The sequence below is a fragment of the Paraburkholderia sp. SECH2 genome (assembly GCF_030464795.1).
Lineage (GTDB): Bacteria > Pseudomonadota > Gammaproteobacteria > Burkholderiales > Burkholderiaceae > Paraburkholderia > Paraburkholderia aspalathi.
This window is the reverse complement of record NZ_JALPRH010000049.1, coordinates 1-20,157: the sequence shown is the minus strand read 5'-3', so window position 1 is coordinate 20,157 and position 20,157 is coordinate 1. Positions and strand designations below refer to the sequence as shown.

General features: G+C 62.3%; 18 protein-coding genes. 1 reads left to right on the top strand and 17 read right to left on the bottom strand.

The genetic code is table 11. The features are described 5' to 3' along the window. Positions 1–151: 151 nt before the first annotated feature. The 11 genes from M0D66_RS37210 to M0D66_RS37160 all read right to left on the bottom strand — a co-directional run bounded on the left by M0D66_RS37210 (position 152) and on the right by M0D66_RS37160 (position 14,236). Positions 152–1,360, bottom strand: a complete 1,209-nt coding sequence (locus M0D66_RS37210; protein WP_211708490.1) for an ABC transporter substrate-binding protein — start codon at positions 1,358–1,360, stop codon at positions 152–154. 152 nt (positions 1,361–1,512) lie between these two features. Next, positions 1,513–5,124: a molybdopterin cofactor-binding domain-containing protein gene (locus M0D66_RS37205; protein WP_266212883.1), complete on the bottom strand. Its 3,612-nt coding sequence runs from the start codon at positions 5,122–5,124 to the stop codon at positions 1,513–1,515. After that, on the bottom strand, positions 5,121–5,627 hold the full coding sequence (locus M0D66_RS37200) for a (2Fe-2S)-binding protein (protein ID WP_200622098.1): 507 nt from the start codon (positions 5,625–5,627) through the stop codon (positions 5,121–5,123). The genes M0D66_RS37205 and M0D66_RS37200 overlap by 4 nt, the downstream gene beginning before the upstream one ends. 31 nt (positions 5,628–5,658) lie before the next feature. Then, a complete protein-coding gene (locus M0D66_RS37195) occupies positions 5,659–6,858 on the bottom strand; it encodes an amidohydrolase family protein (RefSeq protein ID WP_200622096.1) in 1,200 nt (399 codons plus the stop codon). A gap of 73 nt (positions 6,859–6,931) precedes the next feature. Next, complete coding sequence (locus tag M0D66_RS37190) at positions 6,932–7,645, bottom strand: ABC transporter ATP-binding protein (RefSeq protein ID WP_054043304.1); 714 nt, start codon at positions 7,643–7,645, stop codon at positions 6,932–6,934. After that, positions 7,642–8,451: an ABC transporter ATP-binding protein gene (locus M0D66_RS37185; RefSeq protein WP_211708488.1), complete on the bottom strand. Its 810-nt coding sequence runs from the start codon at positions 8,449–8,451 to the stop codon at positions 7,642–7,644. The genes M0D66_RS37190 and M0D66_RS37185 overlap by 4 nt, the downstream gene beginning before the upstream one ends. Next, complete coding sequence (locus M0D66_RS37180; protein ID WP_211708487.1) at positions 8,448–10,388, bottom strand: ABC transporter permease; 1,941 nt, start codon at positions 10,386–10,388, stop codon at positions 8,448–8,450. Before M0D66_RS37180 ends, M0D66_RS37185 begins: the two co-directional genes overlap by 4 nt. 18 nt (positions 10,389–10,406) lie before the next feature. Continuing rightward, positions 10,407–10,991, bottom strand: a complete 585-nt coding sequence (locus tag M0D66_RS37175) for an amino acid synthesis family protein (protein WP_054043300.1) — start codon at positions 10,989–10,991, stop codon at positions 10,407–10,409. An 80-nt stretch (positions 10,992–11,071) separates the two neighbouring features. Beyond that, on the bottom strand, positions 11,072–11,662 hold the full coding sequence (locus M0D66_RS37170) for an amino acid synthesis family protein (protein WP_200652950.1): 591 nt from the start codon (positions 11,660–11,662) through the stop codon (positions 11,072–11,074). Next, complete coding sequence (locus tag M0D66_RS37165; RefSeq protein WP_211708486.1) at positions 11,638–12,579, bottom strand: UPF0280 family protein; 942 nt, start codon at positions 12,577–12,579, stop codon at positions 11,638–11,640. Before M0D66_RS37165 ends, M0D66_RS37170 begins: the two co-directional genes overlap by 25 nt. Positions 12,580–12,628: 49 nt before the next feature. Then, positions 12,629–14,236 carry a 6-hydroxynicotinate reductase gene (locus M0D66_RS37160; protein ID WP_200652949.1) on the bottom strand — a complete coding sequence of 536 codons (1,608 nt, stop codon included), beginning with the start codon at positions 14,234–14,236 and terminating at the stop codon, positions 12,629–12,631. Positions 14,237–14,638: 402 nt separating this feature from the next. Between M0D66_RS37160 and M0D66_RS37155 the strand changes: the two genes are divergently transcribed. Then, complete coding sequence (locus M0D66_RS37155; protein WP_200652948.1) at positions 14,639–15,340, top strand: TetR family transcriptional regulator; 702 nt, start codon at positions 14,639–14,641, stop codon at positions 15,338–15,340. Between the two features lie 119 nt (positions 15,341–15,459). Here the strand turns inward: M0D66_RS37155 and pcaC are convergent, their stop codons facing one another. From pcaC to M0D66_RS37125, 6 genes are all read right to left on the bottom strand, one after another. Then, complete coding sequence (gene pcaC, locus M0D66_RS37150) at positions 15,460–15,855, bottom strand: 4-carboxymuconolactone decarboxylase (protein ID WP_211708485.1); 396 nt, start codon at positions 15,853–15,855, stop codon at positions 15,460–15,462. Next, entirely contained in the window at positions 15,852–16,643 is a 792-nt protein-coding gene (gene pcaD, locus M0D66_RS37145; protein WP_054043290.1) for a 3-oxoadipate enol-lactonase, read from the bottom strand. Before pcaD ends, pcaC begins: the two co-directional genes overlap by 4 nt. Positions 16,644–16,648: 5 nt before the next feature. After that, on the bottom strand, positions 16,649–18,028 hold the full coding sequence (locus M0D66_RS37140; protein ID WP_211708484.1) for a 3-carboxy-cis,cis-muconate cycloisomerase: 1,380 nt from the start codon (positions 18,026–18,028) through the stop codon (positions 16,649–16,651). A 176-nt stretch (positions 18,029–18,204) separates the two neighbouring features. After that, positions 18,205–18,405 carry a hypothetical protein gene (locus tag M0D66_RS37135; protein WP_211708483.1) on the bottom strand — a complete coding sequence of 67 codons (201 nt, stop codon included), beginning with the start codon at positions 18,403–18,405 and terminating at the stop codon, positions 18,205–18,207. 33 nt (positions 18,406–18,438) lie between these two features. Further along, positions 18,439–19,098, bottom strand: a complete 660-nt coding sequence (locus tag M0D66_RS37130; RefSeq protein ID WP_093647594.1) for a 3-oxoacid CoA-transferase subunit B — start codon at positions 19,096–19,098, stop codon at positions 18,439–18,441. 10 nt (positions 19,099–19,108) lie between these two features. After that, entirely contained in the window at positions 19,109–19,813 is a 705-nt protein-coding gene (locus M0D66_RS37125; protein WP_054043283.1) for a 3-oxoacid CoA-transferase subunit A, read from the bottom strand. Between the last annotated feature and the right edge of the window lie 344 nt (positions 19,814–20,157).

The following is a 20,157-nucleotide window of genomic DNA, read 5'->3' as shown; positions in this document are numbered from 1 at the left end:
TACTTGACCACTACAGTGCCGCCCCGCACAGGGGCAACACTAATAGACCACTAACAATGCAAGGAAAGGCACCAAAGCCAGAACAAGGAAAGCCCAAAGCCCCAGGAACACGGCCAATGCCGCCGCAAAAGGCAAAAAGCCCTACTACCTACTATTCAGCCGGCCTCAACTTCTTAACCTCCGCATCCGAAGGCTGCACACTCCCCCCATCGATGTAACGATAAGAAGTCATCACCCCCTTACCGTCCTTAAGACCGGTAACCCCAACAAAAGCGCCCATGGTCGACTGATTATCCTGCCCCCGATAAGTAATCGGCCCGAAGGGCGTCTCCACCCCTAGCCCCTTGAACGCGGCGGCGAGCTTATCCGGATCGGTAGATCCAGCCTTCTTGATCCCCGCCGCGATCGACATCAACGCCGAATACCCAACGACTGACCCCAGTCGCGGATAATCGTGATACTTCGCCTGATACGCATCGACAAACTTCTTGTTCGCAGCCGTATCGATCGAATACCACGGGTACCCCGTCACGATCCAGCCCGTCGGCGCCTCCGCTCCCAACGGATCGAGATAGTCCGGCTCGCCCGTCAGCAACGACACCACGCTGCGATCCTTGAACAGCCCGCGCGTATTGCCCTCGCGCACAAACTTGCCGAGATCGGCGCCAAACAGCACGTTGAAAATCGCATCCGGCTTCGCGTCGGCGATCGCCTGCGACACCGCGCCCGCATCGACATTGCCCAGCGGCGTCGCCTGCTCGGCGACAAACTCCACGTCCGGCTGCGCCGCCGTCATCAGCTTCTTGAACGTCGCCACCGCCGATTGCCCGTACTCGTAGTTCGGATACACAAGCGCCCAACGCTTCTTCTTCAGCTTCACCGCCTCCGGCACCAGCATCGCCACCTGCATATACGTCGAAGGACGCAGACGGTACGTATATTTGTTGCCGTCGGCCCAAACGATCTTGTCAGTCAACGGTTCGGCCGCGAGGAAGAAAATCTTCTTCTGCTTCGCGAAGTCGGTTAATGCGAGACCCGTGTTCGACAGGAAGCCGCCGAACAGCAATTGCACCTGCTCGCGTGCAATCAACTCCTGCGCGACGCGGATGGTGTCGCCCGGATTGCCGTTGTCGTCGCGCGACACCACTTCAAGCTGTTTGCCGAGTACGCCGCCCGCCGCGTTCACCTGCTCGAGCGCAAGATTCCAGCCGTTCTTGTAAGGCCCGAGAAAGGCCGGCTGCGCCTTGTAGCTGTTGATTTCACCGACCTTGATGGTCTGCTGTGCACTCGCGCCGACGGCCGCGAGCGATAGAACCGTTGAAACCGTGAGGCGAGAGATCCATCCTGCGCGCGTGGTCATGCGTTTCTCCGTTATCAAAAGGATTGCGGGAATGCGGTCGTTTTTATCAAGCGTTGAAGCGTTTGGCGATTCGTTCGGCGAACCGTATTGCGAATTGTGCTGCCAGTGGTGCTACGAGCGATGCTGCGAGTCATGCAAAACGTTTCGCGATTTCACTCTGCCTGCGGCGTCGCGCGAATTCTCGCAACGCTCGCCGTGACGTCCTGCCATGCCGGCTTGCCGCCGGCGAATTGCTGACGCAGGTAGGTCACGAGTTCGGCGACCTGGGCGTCGTTGAAACTGTCACGGTAAGCCGGCATCGTACCGAGTTCGGGCCGTGCAGGCGAGCCGATACCATCGAGAATCACGCGAATCAGATTATCAGGCGTCGTGCTATGCAGATTCGTGTTAAGCGCCAGCGAAGGATGCGCACCGAACAATTGCGGTCCACTGCCCGTGTGATGACAGGCTGCGCACGCACCGTCGAAAAGACGCGCACCAAGACCTGTTGCGGTGCCCGTAATCGTGCTGGCCTGCTCGTATTGACGCGCCATCGCCGCAGGATCCGTATTGGGCTCGAGAGGATTCAAAGACGCCAGATAGGTGGCCATCGCACGAATGTCGCTGTTGGGCAACGCCACCAGATCGTTGACAACCGGCGCCATTGGCCCGGCCGCGACGCCATGCAGCGGCGCATGACCGTAGCGCAGATAGCTGAACAGTTCGTCTTCGCTCCAGGGTACGGGCGCGTTGGACAGCGTCGATAGCGCGGGCGCCTCCCAGCCTTCCGCCATGCCGCCGCCCATGAACGCGGCGCCGGTTTTCTCGGCACCGAATGCATTACGCGGGGTATGGCATGCGCTGCAGTGGCCGAGGCTGTTCACGAGATACGCCCCGCGGTTCCATTGCGCACTTTGCGTCCCACTGGCGGTAAACGTATTGCGTCCGAGGAAAAGCCCGTTCCATGCGGCCATCAAGGGACGCACGCTGAATGGAAAGGCCAGCTTCGTTTCCGGCGGCCTGGAACGCACCGGCGTTTGCGCCATCAGATACGCGTAGAGCGCTTTCAGATCGTCGTCGGACGTGTTCCTGAACGACGTGTACGGGAACGCGGGATACAAATGATGGCCGTCGCGGCTGATGCCTTGCCGCATCGCCCGCACGAATGCGTCGAGCGACCATGTGCCGATCCCCGTCTGTCCATCAGGCGTGATGTTGGTGCTGTAGATGGTGCCGAAGGGCGTATCGAGCGGTTTGCCGCCGGCATTCGGCACGCCGTTGTGCGCGGTATGGCAAACCGCGCAATTGCCCAGCGCCGCCAGCAGTTTGCCGCGCGCCACCAACTCAGGCGCAAACGCGCTCGCGAGTGGCGGCGTAATCGGCGCCATGGCTTGCGGCGTCAAAGCCAATGCGCCTAGCCAGCCGGCAGCGCCCGCCGCAATTGCGCCGAGAAAACCGAGCCGCCAGCGCTTCTTTTTGCGCGCCGCCGCTTCTTCCGCTTGCGCATCGGCGAGCGCTGCGCGAATCGTCTCCGGGGTGAACGGCGGTCTGCGAAAACGCACACCTGTCGCGTCGTACAGCGCGTTGGCGATCGCCGCGGCGCCAGGCAGCGACGCCGATTCGCCTGTGCCCATCGGCGGCTCGCCGTGCCGCGGCATCATCACGACGTCGATCACCGGCACTTCGCGGAACGTCAGAATCGGATACGCGCCCCATTCCTGACTCGTGACCGCGTTATCGCCGAACGTCACACGTTCTTTCAGCGCACGGCTGGTCGCCTGAATCACGTTGCCGTGTATCTGATGACGCACGCCGTCAGGATTCACCATGGTGCCGGTATCCTGGCCGACCACCACACGCGTCACCGCAAGCTCGCCGCTCTTGCGATTGACTTCGATGTCGGCGACCCATGCGGACCATGCCGCGCCGAAGCCCGGGAATTTGCTGTGCACGTAGCGGGCGTAGGCAAAGCCTCGACCACGCGCAACGTCGCCCTCTTCCTGATCATCCTTCAAGGCGATGCTACGAGGCTGCCAGCCAGCTTTCTCAGCCACGGCCTTCACGAGATCGATCGCACGCGGATCGGTCAGATGCTTCAAACGAAACTCGACCGGATCTACGCCCGCCTCAGCCGCGAGTTCGTCGATAAAGGATTCATGCGCGAAGGTGTTCGGCAAGGCCGACACGCCCCGCAGCCAGGACGCGCGCACGATCGGCGGCGTGTCGTCGCAAACAATGCGCATGGTCCGGTAGTCGTATGGCGGCACGGATGTGCGGTCACCCATTTCGAATACCTGCGGCTGCGCGGAAATGGCGCCGGTAAGCAGCAACGCCAACGTGGGGGCGTCGTTCGATGGATAGCGCGTCGCGAAGTCGTACGCGGCGAGCTCGCCTTCGGCATCTAAAGCGCCGCGCACGTCCATCAATTGCGCAGCGCCTTTTGGCTCCCATGCATGCTCGTCTTCACGCGATAGTTGCACGCGCACCGGACTGCCGGTTGCGCGCGATAGCAGCGCGGCGTCGGCGGCGACATCGTCCGCACAATTGCGGCCGTAGCAACCCGCTGCGTCCATGCGCACGATTTCGATGTGCGCTTCGTCCAGCGCCATCAGCAAGGCGAGATCCGCACGCAACGAATGCGGGTTCTGCGTGCCCGACCAGACTTTCAGCTTCGCATCCCGGTAGTCGGCCACCGCGCACGACGGTCCAATCGACGCATGCATCTGAAACGGCCATACGTAGGTGCGTTCCAGCGTTCGGGCAGGGTCTTGCGCGAGTACTGCGTCAACGTCACCTTCGATCACCAGATCGCGCCGATTGGCCGGATTCGCTCTTAGCGCAGCTTCCACTTCTTCACTGGTTTCGAGCGCGGGCAAACCCTCTACCGCTTTCCATTGCACATGCAAGCGCTTCACCGCCTGCTGCGCGACCTCTTCGCGTTCGGCCACGATGCCGACAAAATCGCGGATCACCACGACCTTGACGATTCCAGGCAAATCGCCAACTGAAGCTTCATCGACATGCAGCAGGCTGTTGCCCATGAAGTCGCCCTGCGCGACACCGGCATAAGGTGGACGAACAACACGCCCATGCAGCATGCCAGGCACACGCACGTCATGCACGAAACTCAATTCACCGGTCGCCTTCGCCGGAATATCGACACGCGGCGTGCTCTTGCCGACGATCTTGTACGCGTCAGGTGATTTCAAAGGCGCATCGGTCGCAAGGTCCAATTCGATGCGCCGCCCGGTGATCAATTCACCGTAGGCAATGCTCTTTTCCGTCCCGCCGTCTCGCGTGAAAACCACGCCGTCTCGTACGTCGAGCTGCTCTGTGCTGACGTTCAAACGTGCGGCTGCTTCCGCCAGAAGGAACTGACGCGCTTGCGCCGCTGCATGGCGGAGTGGCACCGCCGATATCTGGATCGTCGCGCTTGCAATCGTCGGCCCCTGATTCGGCGCCTCGCTGGTGTGGCCGAGTACGACCGACACACGCGTCAACGGCACATCCAGTTCTTCCGCAACGATCTGCGCGAGCGCGGTGCCGATGCCGGTGCCGAGATCGACGTGGCCGTTGAACGCCACCACGCTGCCGTCGTCACGCACCACGAGAAACATGTCCGCCTCGGTCGGCACGAACGACGAACGCGACCCCGGCTGACCGATCGCAGGCTTCACCGGCGCCTGCGGCGGCCGCGTGATGATGAGCACGCTCTGCGCATCATAGAGCTGCCGTCGTGACAGCGGCGCGGAACGTCGATCGACGCTGAAATCCGGCCCGGTCATGCGCGCACTCCTTCACGCACGGAGGCTTGCGCAGCGAGCAGTTCGGCCGCGCGCTGCACCGCGCGCACGATCTCGACATGCGTGCCGCACCGGCACAAGTTGCGCGACAGTTCCCGCCGGATCGTCTCGACGCTCGGATGCGGATCGCGATCGAGCAACGCTTTGGCGGTCATGATCATGCCGTTCAGGCAATAGCCGCACTGCGCGGCCTGTTCTTCGATAAACGCCTGCTGCACCGGATGCAGTGCGACACGCGTGCCCAATCCTTCGAGCGTAGTGATCTCACGCCCCAAGGCAACCTTCGCGGTCGTCACGCACGAACGCGTCGGCATGCCGTCGAGCAGGACCGTACACGCGCCACACTCGCCAAGTCCGCAGCCGAACTTCGGACCGTTTAGCGCGAGGTCGTTACGCAGCAGGTAAAGCAGGGGCGTGTCCACAGCGGCGTTGACGAGATGCGTCACACCGTTCACGTGCAGCGCAAGTGGCGCCGGGCGGTTCATGACAATGCCGGCCACGCCGTGCGGCGCGCGTTCAAAGCACCACCGGCACTTCGGTCGCCGGTGGCGTATTGCGGCTGCGCCGGCAGCGGATCAAGCCGTCGATCATCACCATGCCGACACCAGGAATATCGCCGAGTTGCACGCTCTCAAGCAGAGTATCGGCAGCCGTGTGCTGCGCGCGGTCCATGAAGACGAGGTCAGCGGGACGGCCCACTTCAATCAGTCCTTGCCGCAGATTGCGTTGCCGCGCGGTATTGCCGGTCGCGAAGCAGAAGGCGATTTCCGCGGGGACATCGGCGAGACTGGAGATCAACGCAATCATCCGCAAAATGCCGAGCGGCTGCACGCCGGAACCCGCCGGACTATCGGTGCCGAGAATGATCCGATGTGGACACTTCAACTCGATCGCATGACGTGCGGTGAGCAGCGCAATGCGTTCGTTGCCGTTGTGAACGATCTCTAGCGCGCGGCTCGATTGTTCGCACAGGTCGCATACGTGCCGATAGGAGAGCGACGTATGGCCGCCATTGATGTGGCCGATCACGTCCGCATCGGCGGCGAGCACCACGTCCCGATCGATCAGGCCCGAGCCGGGAATCGACGGGCCGCCCGTGTGAATTGTGCTTTGAATACCGTACTTGCGGGCCCAGGCGACCATCTGCGCCGCTTCCTCGCCGCCTTTGACGCTGCCGAGTCCCACTTCGCCGAGCAGCTTCACGCCCGCTTCCGAGAGCTCCTTGAAGTCCTCCTCGACCATGCCCTTCTCGATCACCGGCGCACCCGCCATGACTTTCACACCACCACCGACACCCGCGCCACGCATCCCTTCGAACGAACGTTGAGCGGTAATGGCAAGCGCCTTGACGCCGACCACGTCTTTCGGACGGCCGGGCAAATGCACTTCGCCGGCGGAAATCATCGTCGTCACGCCGCCGTTCAGATTCGATTCGATCCAGCCCATCTGATTCTGGCGCGGCGTCCAATCGCCGAACACCGGATGCACGTGCGAATCGATCAGGCCTGGCGCGACCGTGGTGCCTTTACAGTCGACCGTGGTCCGCGCACCTTCGAGGTCGCAATCTTTCTCCCGGCCGATCGCGACGATCACGCCGTCGTCGATCACCAGCGTGTCCGCGTCGAGAATCGGCTGGTCGATGTCGCCGGATAACAGCAAACCGATGTTCGTTACCGCGACCTTGCCCGACAAGCCTGTCAACGTCTCTGCTGCCATCTGCTTCTCCTTTCGCACCGACTGCCCGGCGTCGCATGCGTGCACACCCTGCACGCATGCGGCGCCAATGGAATCACACGCTCAGATAAGCGCGCCTGACCGTTTCGTTCTTTGCGAGTTCGCCGATCGTGCCGCTGAAGCGGATCTGCCCTTTTTCGAGGACGTACGCGCGGTCGCTGACCAGCTCGGCGAAATGCAGATTCTGCTCCGACAATAGAATCGACAGCCCTTCGCGCTTGAGTTCGAGAATCATGTTGGCCATCTGCTCGACGATCACGGGCGCGACGCCCTCGGACGGTTCGTCGAGCAGCACCAGATACGGATTGCCCATCAGCGTGCGCGAGACGGTAAGCATCTGCTGCTCGCCGCCGCTCATCTGGCCGCCGGGGCGTTTTGGCATTTCACCGAGATTGGGGAACAGGCGGAACAACTTTTCCGGCGTCCACTCAGGCGCGCCTTCGCGTGGCGGCTGACGGCCTGTATCGAGGTTCTCCATCACGGTCAGATCGGAGAACACGCGGCGATCTTCAGGGACGAAACCCATGCCCATGCGTGCGATCCGATACGGCGGCAACGCCGCGATGTTTTGCCCGCGAAAACGGACCTCTCCCTGACGTCGCGGCAGCAAACCCATCACCGCTTTCATCGTCGTCGATTTGCCCGCGCCGTTGCGGCCCATCAGCGCGACCACTTCGCCGCGGCCGACTTCGAGGCCGACGTCGAACAGAATGTGCGCGCGGCCATAGAACGCATTGAGGCCGGCGACTTTCAGCATCGGCTCGCTCATTGCAGCGCTCCTTGTCCTTGATGGCCGCCCGCCGCTTCATACAGCGGCGCGCGTGGCTGGAAGGTCTTGCCGGTGCCGAAATAAACTTCCTGCACGCGTGCGTCGCTGCGGATCGTTTCGGCGTCGCCCTCGGCGATCAACTTGCCGCGCGCGAGCACAATCATGCGATCGGCGTACGCGAATACAACGTCCATGCTGTGCTCGGTAAACAGCACGCCGATTTGGTGTTCGGTGACGAGCCGCTTGGTGAGCGCCATCAGTTCGTTGCGCTCCTTTGGCGCCATACCGGCAGTGGGCTCGTCCATCAGTAGTAGCTTCGGCCGGTTTGCCAATGCGATAGCGAGTTCAACGCGTTTGACGTCGCCGTATGCAAGCACGCCGCAGGCGCGGTTCGCATCGGCGCCCATGCCGACCTGTTCGAGCAGGGTCATGGCTTCATCGGCATAGCGCGAGCCTGCGGGTTTCCAGAGACCAAAAGTCTTCCGTTCACGCGAGACCAGCGCCATCTGCACATTCTCGAGCACGGTCATCGAATTGAAGGTCGCGGCAATCTGAAACGTGCGGCCGACGCCCAGCCGCCAGATATCGCGCGGCCGCATGCCGACCAGTTCATGATCGTCGAGACGAATCGAACCGGACGACGGCTGTAGTTGCCCGTTGACCATGTTGAAGCAGGTCGACTTGCCCGCGCCGTTCGGACCCAGCAGCGCCAATAGTTGGCCGGCTTCGAGATCGAAGGAAACATCGTCGACCGCTTTCAGGCCGCCGAATGATTTGGAGAGGCCGGAGACGCGCAGCAAGCTCATAGCCCCTCCTTGATCGCCGTACCTTGCGATGGCGATGGAGTACGCTCTTCCGCCTTATCCACCGTATCGTCGCCGAAACGCTCGCGAATGAAACCGACGATGCCCTGCGGAAACGCGATCACCAGCAGCAAGATCGCGAAGCCCAGCAATGCCTGCCAATAATCGGTTTGCCGCGCGACGGTGTCCTGCAGCCACGTGAACACGGCTGCGCCGACGATCGGGCCAGTCAACGTCTGCAGGCCGCCAAGCAGCACCATCACGAGGCCATCTACTGAGCGGCTGACGCTGATCACCTCCGGCGAAATCGTCCCCTTGGAGAAGGCATAAAGCGATCCGGCGAGGCCACAAAACAATGACGCGACGACGAAAGCCGCCCACTGCACGCGTTTCACGTCGATGCCGATCGCCTCGGCCCGCAACACAGAATCACGCGACGCCCGCATCGCGTAGCCAAGCGGCGAGAACAGCATCTTGCGCAACAGCCACACGCCGATCACAGCGCAGACGAGCGTCAGATAGTAAAAAGCGACCGGCGACGCCAACCAGTTCGACGGCCACAAGCCGAGAATGCCGTTACTGCCGCCCGTCACGTCGTCCCACTGGAACACGACCGACCAGACGATCTGCGCGAACGCGAGCGTCAGCATCGCGAGGTAGACGCCTGAGAGACGTACGCAGAACCAGCCGAACACGAGCGCGCCTGCCACGGCAAGCAAGGGGCCGAGCAGCAACGCCGCTTCCATCGGTAGATTCAAAACTTTGAGAAACAGCGCGGCGCCGTATGCGCCCAAACCGAAGTACGCCGCGTGGCCGAAAGAATGCATGCCGCCAGGGCCCATGATGAAATGAAGACTCGTCGCGAACAATACGGCGATCAGGATCTCAACCAGCAGCACAGGCATGTAGGGAAACGCATTAGCAGCAAGCGGCGCGAGCACCAGCGCCAACAACGCGATTGCCGCCAGCCACTTCAGGCGCTTGCCTGCAGGCCGCAATGGCGCTTCAGGCGCGGCCATGCCACGCACTGCAGCGCTCGCCTTCCCTAGCAAACCCCAAGGCCGCACCACCAGCACCACTGCCATCACGACAAATTCCGCAACCAGCGTAAAGCGGCTCAACGACAGATCGATACCGAACACCGACACATGACCGATGCCGATACACAGCGCCTTGATCTCGGCGATCAGCAACGCCGCGACGAACGCACCCGGAATCGACCCCATGCCGCCGACCACCACGACGACAAACGCATTGCCGATAGTCTCCAGATCCAACGACAGATTCGCCGACATCCGGGGCCCTTGCAACGCGCCGCCCAGGCCGGCGAGAAACGCGCCGACGAAAAACACGCCGCTGAACAGCCACGCCTGATTGATGCCGAGTGCGCCGAGCATCTCGCGATCCTGCGTCGCGGCGCGCACCAGCGTGCCCCAACGGGTACGCGTCAACGCATACCAGAGCAGCAGCAACACCACCGGCCCGATCACGATCAGCGCGATATCGTAGGTCGGCAGCGGATGGCCGAGAAAATTAACTGCGCCAGCCAGATGCGGCGCACGCGGTCCGAACAGATCTTCCGGGCCCCACAGCCACAGCGCGGCGTCGCGAAAGATCAGCACCAGCGCGAATGTCGCCAGTAGATGAAACAACTCGGGTGCCTGGTAGATGCGGCGTAACACGATCATTTCGACCAGCGCGCCAAGCACCGCAACCACCAGCGCCGCAGCCAGTACCGACAGCCAGAACCCGCCCGCCGTATGGCCGAAACGGCTCGCGATGCTATACGCGACATAGACGCCGAACATATAGAACGAGCCGTGCGCGAAGTTGACGATGCGCGTCACGCCGAAGATCAGCGACAAACCGGCGGCGACGAGAAACAGCGTCGACGCGTCGGCGAGTCCGTTGACCAGCTGTACCAGCAAATTCGAAAGCATCGCGACCCTTAAAGTAACTCAGCGCAAACCGTCTTCGCCTTTGATCTCACTCACCTGCAAGCCGCCGATACGCGGTAACGGCCGGCCGGAAGCCGTCACCGCGACCGCCACGACAATTTCGTTGGCGCGCGGCGCGTCCGACACGCGCGCTTCGATTGCATCGAAATGGCTGCGCACGAAGGCCGCGTCCTTGTGTCCCAGCGGGACATCGATCGCGGTGCCAAGCGTACCCATTTTTTTCGCCGACGGCACCAGCGCCGCGCCCTTCTCGACTGCTACCCGCAGCGGAGCACCGAGCTTGGGGTGCAGGATCGCCGCCGCATGTTCGAGTTCACCCGCTTCGCCGACGATCGCCGCCTTGCCGTAGCTTTGCGCGTCGCCCGGTTTAATACCTAAGGCTTCGACGCACTTGTTGCCGAGCAACGCGCCCAGTTCCTCACCGGCTTCGATCAGCGCGTCGAGCTTGGCCTCATAGCGGCCCGCGTAAGGATTATCGATCACCGCAATCGCGACTGCACGGCGTGTCGGCGGCTCGATGGCCTGCCCCATTTCAATGCGTGTTTCATCGACCTGCACGACCAGCTTGCGAAGCTTGATTGCCATTTCGATCTCCGGGTTTCGATGCATGTTCTGCCTAGTGTTCAACTTAATCGCTTCAGCGCATTGCGTGGATCACGCGCCGCTCAGCGCAAGCCGTCCTTGCCCACAATCGCCTCTTTCGCCAGGCCGCCGACGCGCGCATGCACGCGCTGGCCCGTGCTCATCACGAGGATATACACCAGTTCATCCGCGGCGGGCGCGCCGGGCACGCGCACTTCGATCGCATCGAAATGGCTGCGCACGTAGCTCGCGTTGACATGCGTCAGCGGCACATCGAGCGCGGTGGAAGGCGCGCCGACTTTCTTCGTCGACGGCACGATCGCGTTGGTCGGCACGCCGTTTTTCTCCAACAGTTCGCGCATCGCATAGCCGCCGGGGACATGCCACAACGCGCCGTGCTCGAGTTCTCCGCGCGAGCCGATGATTGCACCCTTACCGTAGCTTTCGATCACCGCGTGCGGCACGGCCATCGCCGCCAGCAGCCGTTGCGCCATGTCGAAGCCGATCGGCTTGAGCGCTTCCATGGCGTGTTCGATTCTGGCTTCGTAGCGGCCGGCGAACGGATTCGTCATCACCGCGGCAATCGCGCCGCGCCTGAGCGGCTGCGCGGGCGCAGGACCGAACTCATGGAAAATGTCTTCGACGTGCGTCAGCACGCGGCGTATTTCGAACACGGAGCCTCCGTTGTTATCCGGGCGCGCTGCGTAAATAACGCGCCATTCTCATAGGTACCACCGGTCACGCGCGCCCGACCTTGCAGGAACAGCGCGGCGCCTTCGATCAAACCTTGTTCGTGCAAACGCTGCGCGGCGTCGACACCGCGTGCCAGCGCGAAATCGATCAGCGTTTGCGGCAAGGACGGCACGTCGACGGTCACGAGCAGGTCACCGAGATCGCTATCGTCCTTCAACGAGGAAGCCGGCCTGCGCACGATGCCCGCATGCTCCAGATCGACTGCGTTGGCGATCATCGTGGCGGCGGCATCAGCGGCGGCGGCATTGCGGGCGAGCACGGTCACGCTGTCGGCGATCCCCAAGCTGAAGCTGCGGCCGCGCCAGCCGCTTGTCGCGACGCCGCGAATCGGCATGGCGGCGTTGAGCATCAAGTTTGCGTCCAAAGCCAGATCGCCTGGCGCCTTCTCACCGGAGAACGCCGCCAGATCGGCGAACACACCCACGCGGTACTGCTGCCCTTCAGTCAAATAGAGTGCGATGTCACCGCCGTTGTTGATGAAGGCGCGCGAGATGCCTTCGCGTGCAAACGCCGTGATCAATTCGGCCGCGACGCTGCCTGCAACAGCCGCCATCGGCGTGATATACCGCACGCGGTGCGGATAACACGCGCTCCACATGCGCCGGGCCACAGCGCCCTTCAACGTGCAATCGCTATGCGCCGCGTCGCTCGGCACAGGCTGCCGAAGCAGCTTCAACTCGCCGACCAACTCGGGCAATACGTCCACAAAACGCGTCCAGCACGCCTCGTAAGCAGCCTGCACGGCCGAAGGCTCGCCGTCCGCGCTGAGGATCAGATCGATCGGGCCGTGCTGCCAATGCCAGCGGGCCGCGTCGAGCCGGGTTCGGGTTGGGTTCATCGTGTGCGTCGCGTTCGTCGTGTCGATTGTGCCGGTGGCGCCGCCGCCGTTAGCCTGGCATTGGCGGCATGGCCGGCGGCCACGGATTGTCGGGATAACGCGCGATAGTCCTGCGCGCGAGCGGTGCCCCTTCTGTATGTTCCGGTCCATTCGCCAGCACGCTTTCCAGTGAACGCACCGCGTCGAGATGGCCGCCGAGATCGCGATACGCGTCATATGTCATGGTGAATTCGATCGGCGCGACGATCGCGGGTGTGGGCACCGTGCCGAACGATCGATCGGGCATGCGCGAGACATCCACCATCACGGTGATGCCACCACCTGGCCACACATAGGTTGGCGCGCCACCACATGTTACGTTCACCAGCCTCTGTTTGATTGCGCGGGTGAGCAGGACCGGGTTCTCCGTGGCCCCCGCTCGCAGGCTGCCGCCCGCGCCGCCGAGAAACAGTACCGTAGCAAGCGACGGCTCGCAGTTCTCGCCGATTCGTTCGACCGTGCTGCGCACGGCGTCCGGCATGGCTGCAATGCGCGGCACGAGGTTCTGATCGAGTTCATACCACTGCGCGTGTTCGCCGGTGGTCGACACCATCAGCAAGCGCATGCCCGGTTTCGCCACCGCAGGATCGAAGCTTTCGACAATCGCCAGCGGGTCCTGAATGTCGGTGCCGCCCCAGCCGGTGCCGGGATTCGCCACCTGGAAATAACGGCCGGGCGTCGACTTGCGTCCGCGAATCTTCAGACCTGAGGGCGTCATGCCAAGGCAGCGGCCCGCCTGGTGTTCTGTAAGCACGCCGGTGATGTGATCGTCGACCACCACCACTTCGTCTGCGTGACCGAACCATTGCTTCGCAAAGATGCCGATGGTGGCCGACCCACAACCCACCCGCATACGCTGTTCTTCGACGCCATCGACAATCGGTGCCGCCCCCGCACGAATCACCAGACTCGCACCGCCATCGATGGTCAACTCCACCGCTTCCTTGTTGCCGAGCGCGAGCATCATGTCGCACGTCACGCGGCCTTCCTTCTTGCTGCCGCCCGTCAGATGGTGGACACCGCCGAGACTCAGCATCTGCGAGCCGTACTCCGCCGTGGTCACATGGCCGACGATCTCGCCATGGCAACGCACGTTCGATTGCTCCGGCCCGAGAAAGCGGTCGGTATCGATCTTCACCTTGAAGCTGCAATAGCTGAAAATGCCCTCGGTGACGACCGTGACCATATCGACGTCGTCCAACTTCGAGGAAACGATGAACGGTGCGGGCTTGTAGTCGGGATACGTGGACGATGCGCCAACGCCGGTTACGAACAGCGCCTGTTCCGCGACGGGATCGCGCACCTCGGACGATGCACCAAATTCGACCGTGGTATCCGCATTGCTAGTGATCGCTTCAGGCGAAACCGCGGCGCGTGAAAGAAACACCACAGGGTCCACGCGAATCAACCGCCCGTCCGCATTCGCATAACGATCGCACGCGCCGGTGCGGCCTTCGGAAATCTGGCACAACACCGGACACGCATTGCATTCGATCTTGTTCGACGCCATTCGCTCGCTGCGCGGCGCCGCTTTCTCAAGCACGGTCGGACCCGGCGTCGAGGCGGTTTCGCCGTCGACGCGCTCCGCACCGAAATCGACCTTCGTATGTTCTGTCATGGTGGGGTTCCATACGACGACATTACAATCGGTCCTGCCCGGCTGACAAATAGTCCCTGTTTAAAGGCACTTTTGCGTGACCCGCTTTTTTCATGTTGCGGCCACTCACCGTTCGTGTAGCATCCACTACACCAAACTTGCTTGAAATCTACTCGATCAAAATAGACTGCGCAACGAGTTTCCCGGTGGTTTCCCCGCAGTTTCCCGGTACCCGTCTGAATGCTGCGGCGCGGCATCCCCGCAGGAATTACGAATCAATCTACGCCGAAGCACATGACTTTGCAGGGCATTTCGTTGCGCATGATATGGGCTGTATGATGAAGGCGCGCCATACCTGAGCGCACCAAGCGGCTACGGCGCATGCCGTTCAACCTGACGCTAACAAAGAGATCCGAGACCGCCATGAGTCCCACTGCTGCCCGCAAGCCGGGCGCTATCGGCATCCGAGCGAAACAGGCGCAAGACACGCGCGCCAAGATTCTCAAAGCGGCAATCAAGGTCTTTGCAAAGCAAGGCTATGCAAGCGGCCGGGTCGAAAGTATTTCGAAGGCCGCGCGTTCGCACGACCGGATGATCTATTACTACTTCGGCAGCAAGGAGCAATTGTTTGTCGAAGTTCTGGAGACCATCTACACGCAGTTCAACGAGGCCGAAAGCAAGCTCGATCTCGATCTGGACGATCCCGTGCATGGTCTCGAGCAGATGGTCGAATTCGTCTGGCAGTATTACCTCGATCACCCCGAGTTCGTCACCCTACTGTCGAGCGAGAACCTGCATCAGGGCAAGCACGCGAAAAAATCGTCAAAGCTGAAGGAGATTTCGGGCTATGCGATTTCGGTCGTGCAGAAGTTGCTGGACGCGGGCAAGGTACAAAACGTCTTTCGCGCCGACGTCAAAGCGCGTGACGTGTATCTGATAATCGCGTCGCTCGGTTATTTCTATAACGCCAATCAGTACACGCTCGGGGCGTTTCTCGGTGAACCGCTGATGGACAAGGCCGCACTCGCGCATTGGCGCGAGGTCATCAAGGACACGGTGTTGCGCGCCGTGCGCTTGCAGTCGCCGGTGGACACGGTCGTGATGGATGTAAGCAGCACGGCCTGAAGCGCGTTTCGTCTGACGTACGCTTCAGGCTCCGCGTCGCGTTTTGAGCTGCTTCGTTTCGGCGTAAGCAGGATTCGCGGGACGGCGTGGTTACACGCCGCACCCGTAGCCGAACGTCGTTACGGCTTTGCCGCTGCGGCGTCGTCGTCGCGGAACAGTTTATCGGCCAGGTGGAAGGCCGAATTGGCCGCCGGCACGCCACAATAGATTGCGGTTTGCAGCAGCACTTCCTTGATCTGCTCGCGCGTCACGCCGTTGTTCTTCGCGGCGCGCAAGTGCAATGCGAGTTCTTCGCTGCGATTGAGCGCAACCATCATCGCGATGGTTAGCAGGCTGCGCGTGTGACGCGGCAAGCCGTCACGCGTCCAGATTTCGCCCCACGCATAGCGGGTAATAAAGTTCTGGAACTCCTCCGTCAACTCGGTGCGGTTCGCAAGCGACCGGTCGACGTGCGCGCTGCCCAGCACCGCGCGGCGCACTCCGAGTCCGGCTTCGTAACGGTCTTCGTCGTTCATTTCTGCTCCGTCAGGAAGTCGAGCACAGTTTTCGTGAAGGCCTCGACCTGCTCGATGTTGGAAATATGCGAGGCATCCAGTTCGACGTAACGCGCGCCCGGAATCGCTTGCGCCAGTTCGCGGCCTTGTGCCGGCGTTGCGGCCAGATCGTGGGTACCGCTGATCACCAGCGCGGGCACCTTGATGCCGGGGGCTTCGGGGCGCAGATCTGCTGCGTCGATCGCGTCGCAATTCGATGCGTAGCCTTCCTTGTCGGTATGCACGAACACGTCGCGAATCATTGCCAGAACCACCGGCTCACGTTCGATGTAGTCGGCGGTGAACCAGCGCGGCAATACCGCGTCGGCCAGCGCGAGCATGCCTTCCGTACGGGCTTTCGCGGCGCGCGGCACCCACACTTCAGGCGAACCGATACGTGCCGCCGTATTGCACAGCACGACGCGTTCGAGACGATTCGCGTGACGTGCGGCCAACGCGACGCCGGTGAGGCCGCCCATCGACAGACCGCAGAAATTCGCGCGCGCGATCTTCAGCGTATCCATCAGGCCGAGCACGTCGCCGGTCAGTTGTTCGATCGTGTACGGACCCTTCGGCGCTTCCGAGTGACCATGACCGCGCGTGTCGTAGCGCAGCACGCGGAAGTGTTTGGACAGCGCCGCCACTTGCGGCGTCCACATCGACAGATCGCTGCCGAGCGAATTCGACAACACGATCCACGGTGCATTGCCGTGACGGTCACCGTCGATTCGATAATGCAGCTCGGTACCGTTGACTGCAGCGTAGGGCATGCCGGTTACTCCTTGGAAGTAGCGCGCCTCGCGCGCGCGTGATGAAGTGCCAGCGCGGCGTCCACATAAGCGTGTGCCTGGCCGACGTATTGAGCGGGATCGAGCAGTTGCATGAGGCGCTCAAGCGAAAGATGTTCGGTCACGGCGGGGTCCGCCGAGAGCACGTCGAAGAGCGTCTTGCGCTCGGCGATTGCCGCCTTGGATGCGCGCTCGACCAGATGATGCGCATCGAGCCGACCGATGCTGTCGCCTAGTGCAAGCATCACAGCTTCGCCAAGAATCAATCCGTGCGTGACGTTGAGATTGGCGGCAAGGCGCGGGACATTCACGTTGAGACCCGCGGCGATCTGTTCGATGTTGGCGAGCGCGCCGCCTGCAAGGCGCGCGAGATCCGGCAACGCGTCCCACTCGGCTTGCCAGCCGCCAAGCGCGCGCTCGTGCTCCTGCACCATGCCGGCGAACACCGTGGCCACCAGCCCCGGCGCACGTGTTGCTGCCGTCAGCACCGCGGCGCAGCCGACCGGGTTGCGCTTGTGCGGCATTGTCGACGAACCGCCCTTGCCTGCCGCGGCGGGCTCGGCCAGCTCATCGATTTCGGTTTGCATCTGCAGCGAGATATCGCGCGCGATCTTGCCGAGTGTGCCAATCAACATGCCGAACAGCGCCGCTGTTTCAGCGATGCGATCGCGCTGTGTGTGCCACGGCAAGGTGGGCACAGTGAGCTTGAGTTCTTGCGCCAATGATTGCGTCACTTGCGGCGCCGCGTCACGCAGACTCGCCAGCGTGCCCGCTGCGCCGCCGAATTGCAGCACCAGCACACGCGCGCGCAACGCATCGAGCCGCTCACGATGACGCAGCAACGCGTCGAGCCATTGCGCGAACTTCAAGCCGAGCGTGATGGGCAACGCCTGCTGCAACCAGGTGCGGCCGATCATCGGCGTCGCGCGATGGGTGGCCGCGAGTTTCGCTACGGCATCGCATGTCGCTTGCAAGCCGCTGTCGAGCAGGTCGAAGGTGTCGCGCAATTGCAGCACCGTTGCCGTATCGATGATGTCCTGGCTTGTCGCGCCCCAATGCACGTACTTCGACGCTTCGGGGTCCGCCGCTTTGATACGTGCGGTGAGTTGTTTGACGAGGGGAATCGCAAGGTTGCCGCCGAGCGCCGCGTCGCGCGCGAGTGCATCGGCGTCGAGTTGATCGGCCTGGCAGGCGCCCTCGATCGCGGCCACCGCGCTGCGCGGAATCACGTTATGAGCAGCCGAAGCGCGCGCGAGCGCTGCTTCGACATCGAGCATCCGTTGCAGCGTGGCACGCGGCGCCCAGATGTCGTTCATCGGCTGTGTGCCGCAAAGAAGGCCGGTCAGACGGGCGCTGGAGTCGAGCATGATGGCGTCGATGAGGGTGTCGGAAGTGAAGGTTTCGCCGCGGCGATCTGGGCGTGCTGCGAGGCGCGCCCCTGGCGCTTTCTACCGAGAGCGTACCGCACACGGCGATGCGGTGCATTCTGCTTCGAATGCCGCTGCGCAGGCTCGCTCTTGCAACGTGGCCTCGTGACATCGGGTCACGCGCATGAAGTTTGCCTCATGAGCGCTGCGGACAGTGGCGGCTGCACGGTTTGCGCGGCCCGCGTATTGGCGGCTGCACACTGCACGCTGCACGGCGTGCGCATCGGCGACAGCACGTTGCGCACGCGCACATTGGTGGCAGCACGATGCGCGGCATACGCATTGCCATCGCCCGGCCAGCGGTTTGACTTCGCCACGGGCCTTCGTACGGACAGCCGCCGCGCCCGTGCTTAGGCCGCGCGAGCCGCCTGGGTGCCGTCGATCAGCGGGACGCCGGTCAGTTTGTGCAACGCATCGAAGTCGATGTCCGAGAAGATTTCGCGCACGACGAGGCCCTTGTCGGTGACGTCGATCATCGCCAGGTCCGTATAGATGCGGTCGACGCAGTTCACGCCCGTGACCGGGTACGTGCATTCCGCTGCGATCTTGCTTTCGCCCTGTTTGGTCAGGTGTTCCATCATGACGTAGACCTGCTTCGCGCCGATTGCGAGGTCCATGGCGCCGCCGACAGCCGGAATTGCGTCAGGCGCGCCGGTGTGCCAGTTCGCCAGGTCGCCCTTCGCCGACACCTGGAACGCGCCGAGCACGCAGAAATCCAGATGGCCGCCGCGCATCATCGCGAACGAATCCGAGTGATGGAAGTAGGCACCGCCCGTAAGCAGCGTGACGTGCTGCTTGCCGGCGTTGATCAGTTCGTCGTCTTCCTCGCCTTTCGCGGGGGCCGGGCCCATGCCGAGCAGGCCGTTTTCGCTGTGCAGGAAGATTTCCTTGTCGGCGCCAAGGTGGTTGGCCACCAGCGTCGGCACGCCGATGCCGAGGTTCACGTAAGCGCCTTCAGGGATATCCTGGGCAACGCGCTTAGCCATTTCATCGCGGGTCAGTTTTTTCATGTCGGTCTCCTCAGGCGGCGTTCGCGGATGCAAGTTCGGCTTGATGCGCAGCTTGCGGCACTTCGATCACGCGTTGCACGAAGATGCCGGGCGTGATGATGTTTTCCGGATCGAGTTCACCGAGCGGCACCACTTTCGACACCTGCACGATGGCCGTTTTCGCCGCGCTCGCCATGATCGGACCGAAGTTGCGCGCAGTCTTGCGATAGACCAGATTGCCCCAGCGGTCGCCCTTGAACGCTTTGATCAGCGCGAAGTCCGCATGCAGCGGCGACTCCAGCACGTAGTGCTTGCCGTCGATCAGACGGGTTTCCTTGCCTTCGGCGAGTTTGGTGCCATAACCAGTGGGCGTGAAGAACCCGCCGATGCCCGCGCCTGCTGCGCGAATACGTTCCGCGAGGTTGCCTTGCGGCACCAGTTCGAGTTCGATTTCACCGGCGCGATAAAGCGCGTCGAACACATATGAATCGCTTTGGCGCGGGAACGAGCAGATGATTTTGCGCACGCGTTTGGCGTTGAGCAGCGCCGCGAGGCCGATGTCGCCGTTACCGGCGTTGTTGTTGACGATGGTGAGTTCGCGCGCGCCCTGTTCGATGAGCGCGTCGATCAACTCGGACGGCATGCCGGCCGTGCCGAAGCCGCCGATCATGACGGTCGCGCCGTCGTGGACATCGGCGACGGCCGACTGAAGTGACTCGAAAATCTTGTTGATCATGTCGAATTTCCTTTTGGGGCGCTGCGTATCGCCAGGCTCTTTGCCTTTGCAGGCAGGGGCTTGTGCGGGACGGTCTCCGGGCCGGGGCTTGCTCTTGCGTTTGTTCACTTCCGATTTGTTCGATATATGAACATGGATTCGATTAGCGAACGTTCAGGGCGATTATGGTTGTGGTTTGGGTTGGTTGTCAAGGCGGGGGATACCCCCTAAGGATAGGATTCGGCCTGCCCCGCGGGGTCGCTTTTGCTTGTTTTGGGGCTTTTTCTTCGTGTTGTTTGCCTGCTCGGCGTTTTGTCAGTGTTCTTGGGGCTTTGGCCTTTCCTTGTTTTGTTAGTGGTCTATTA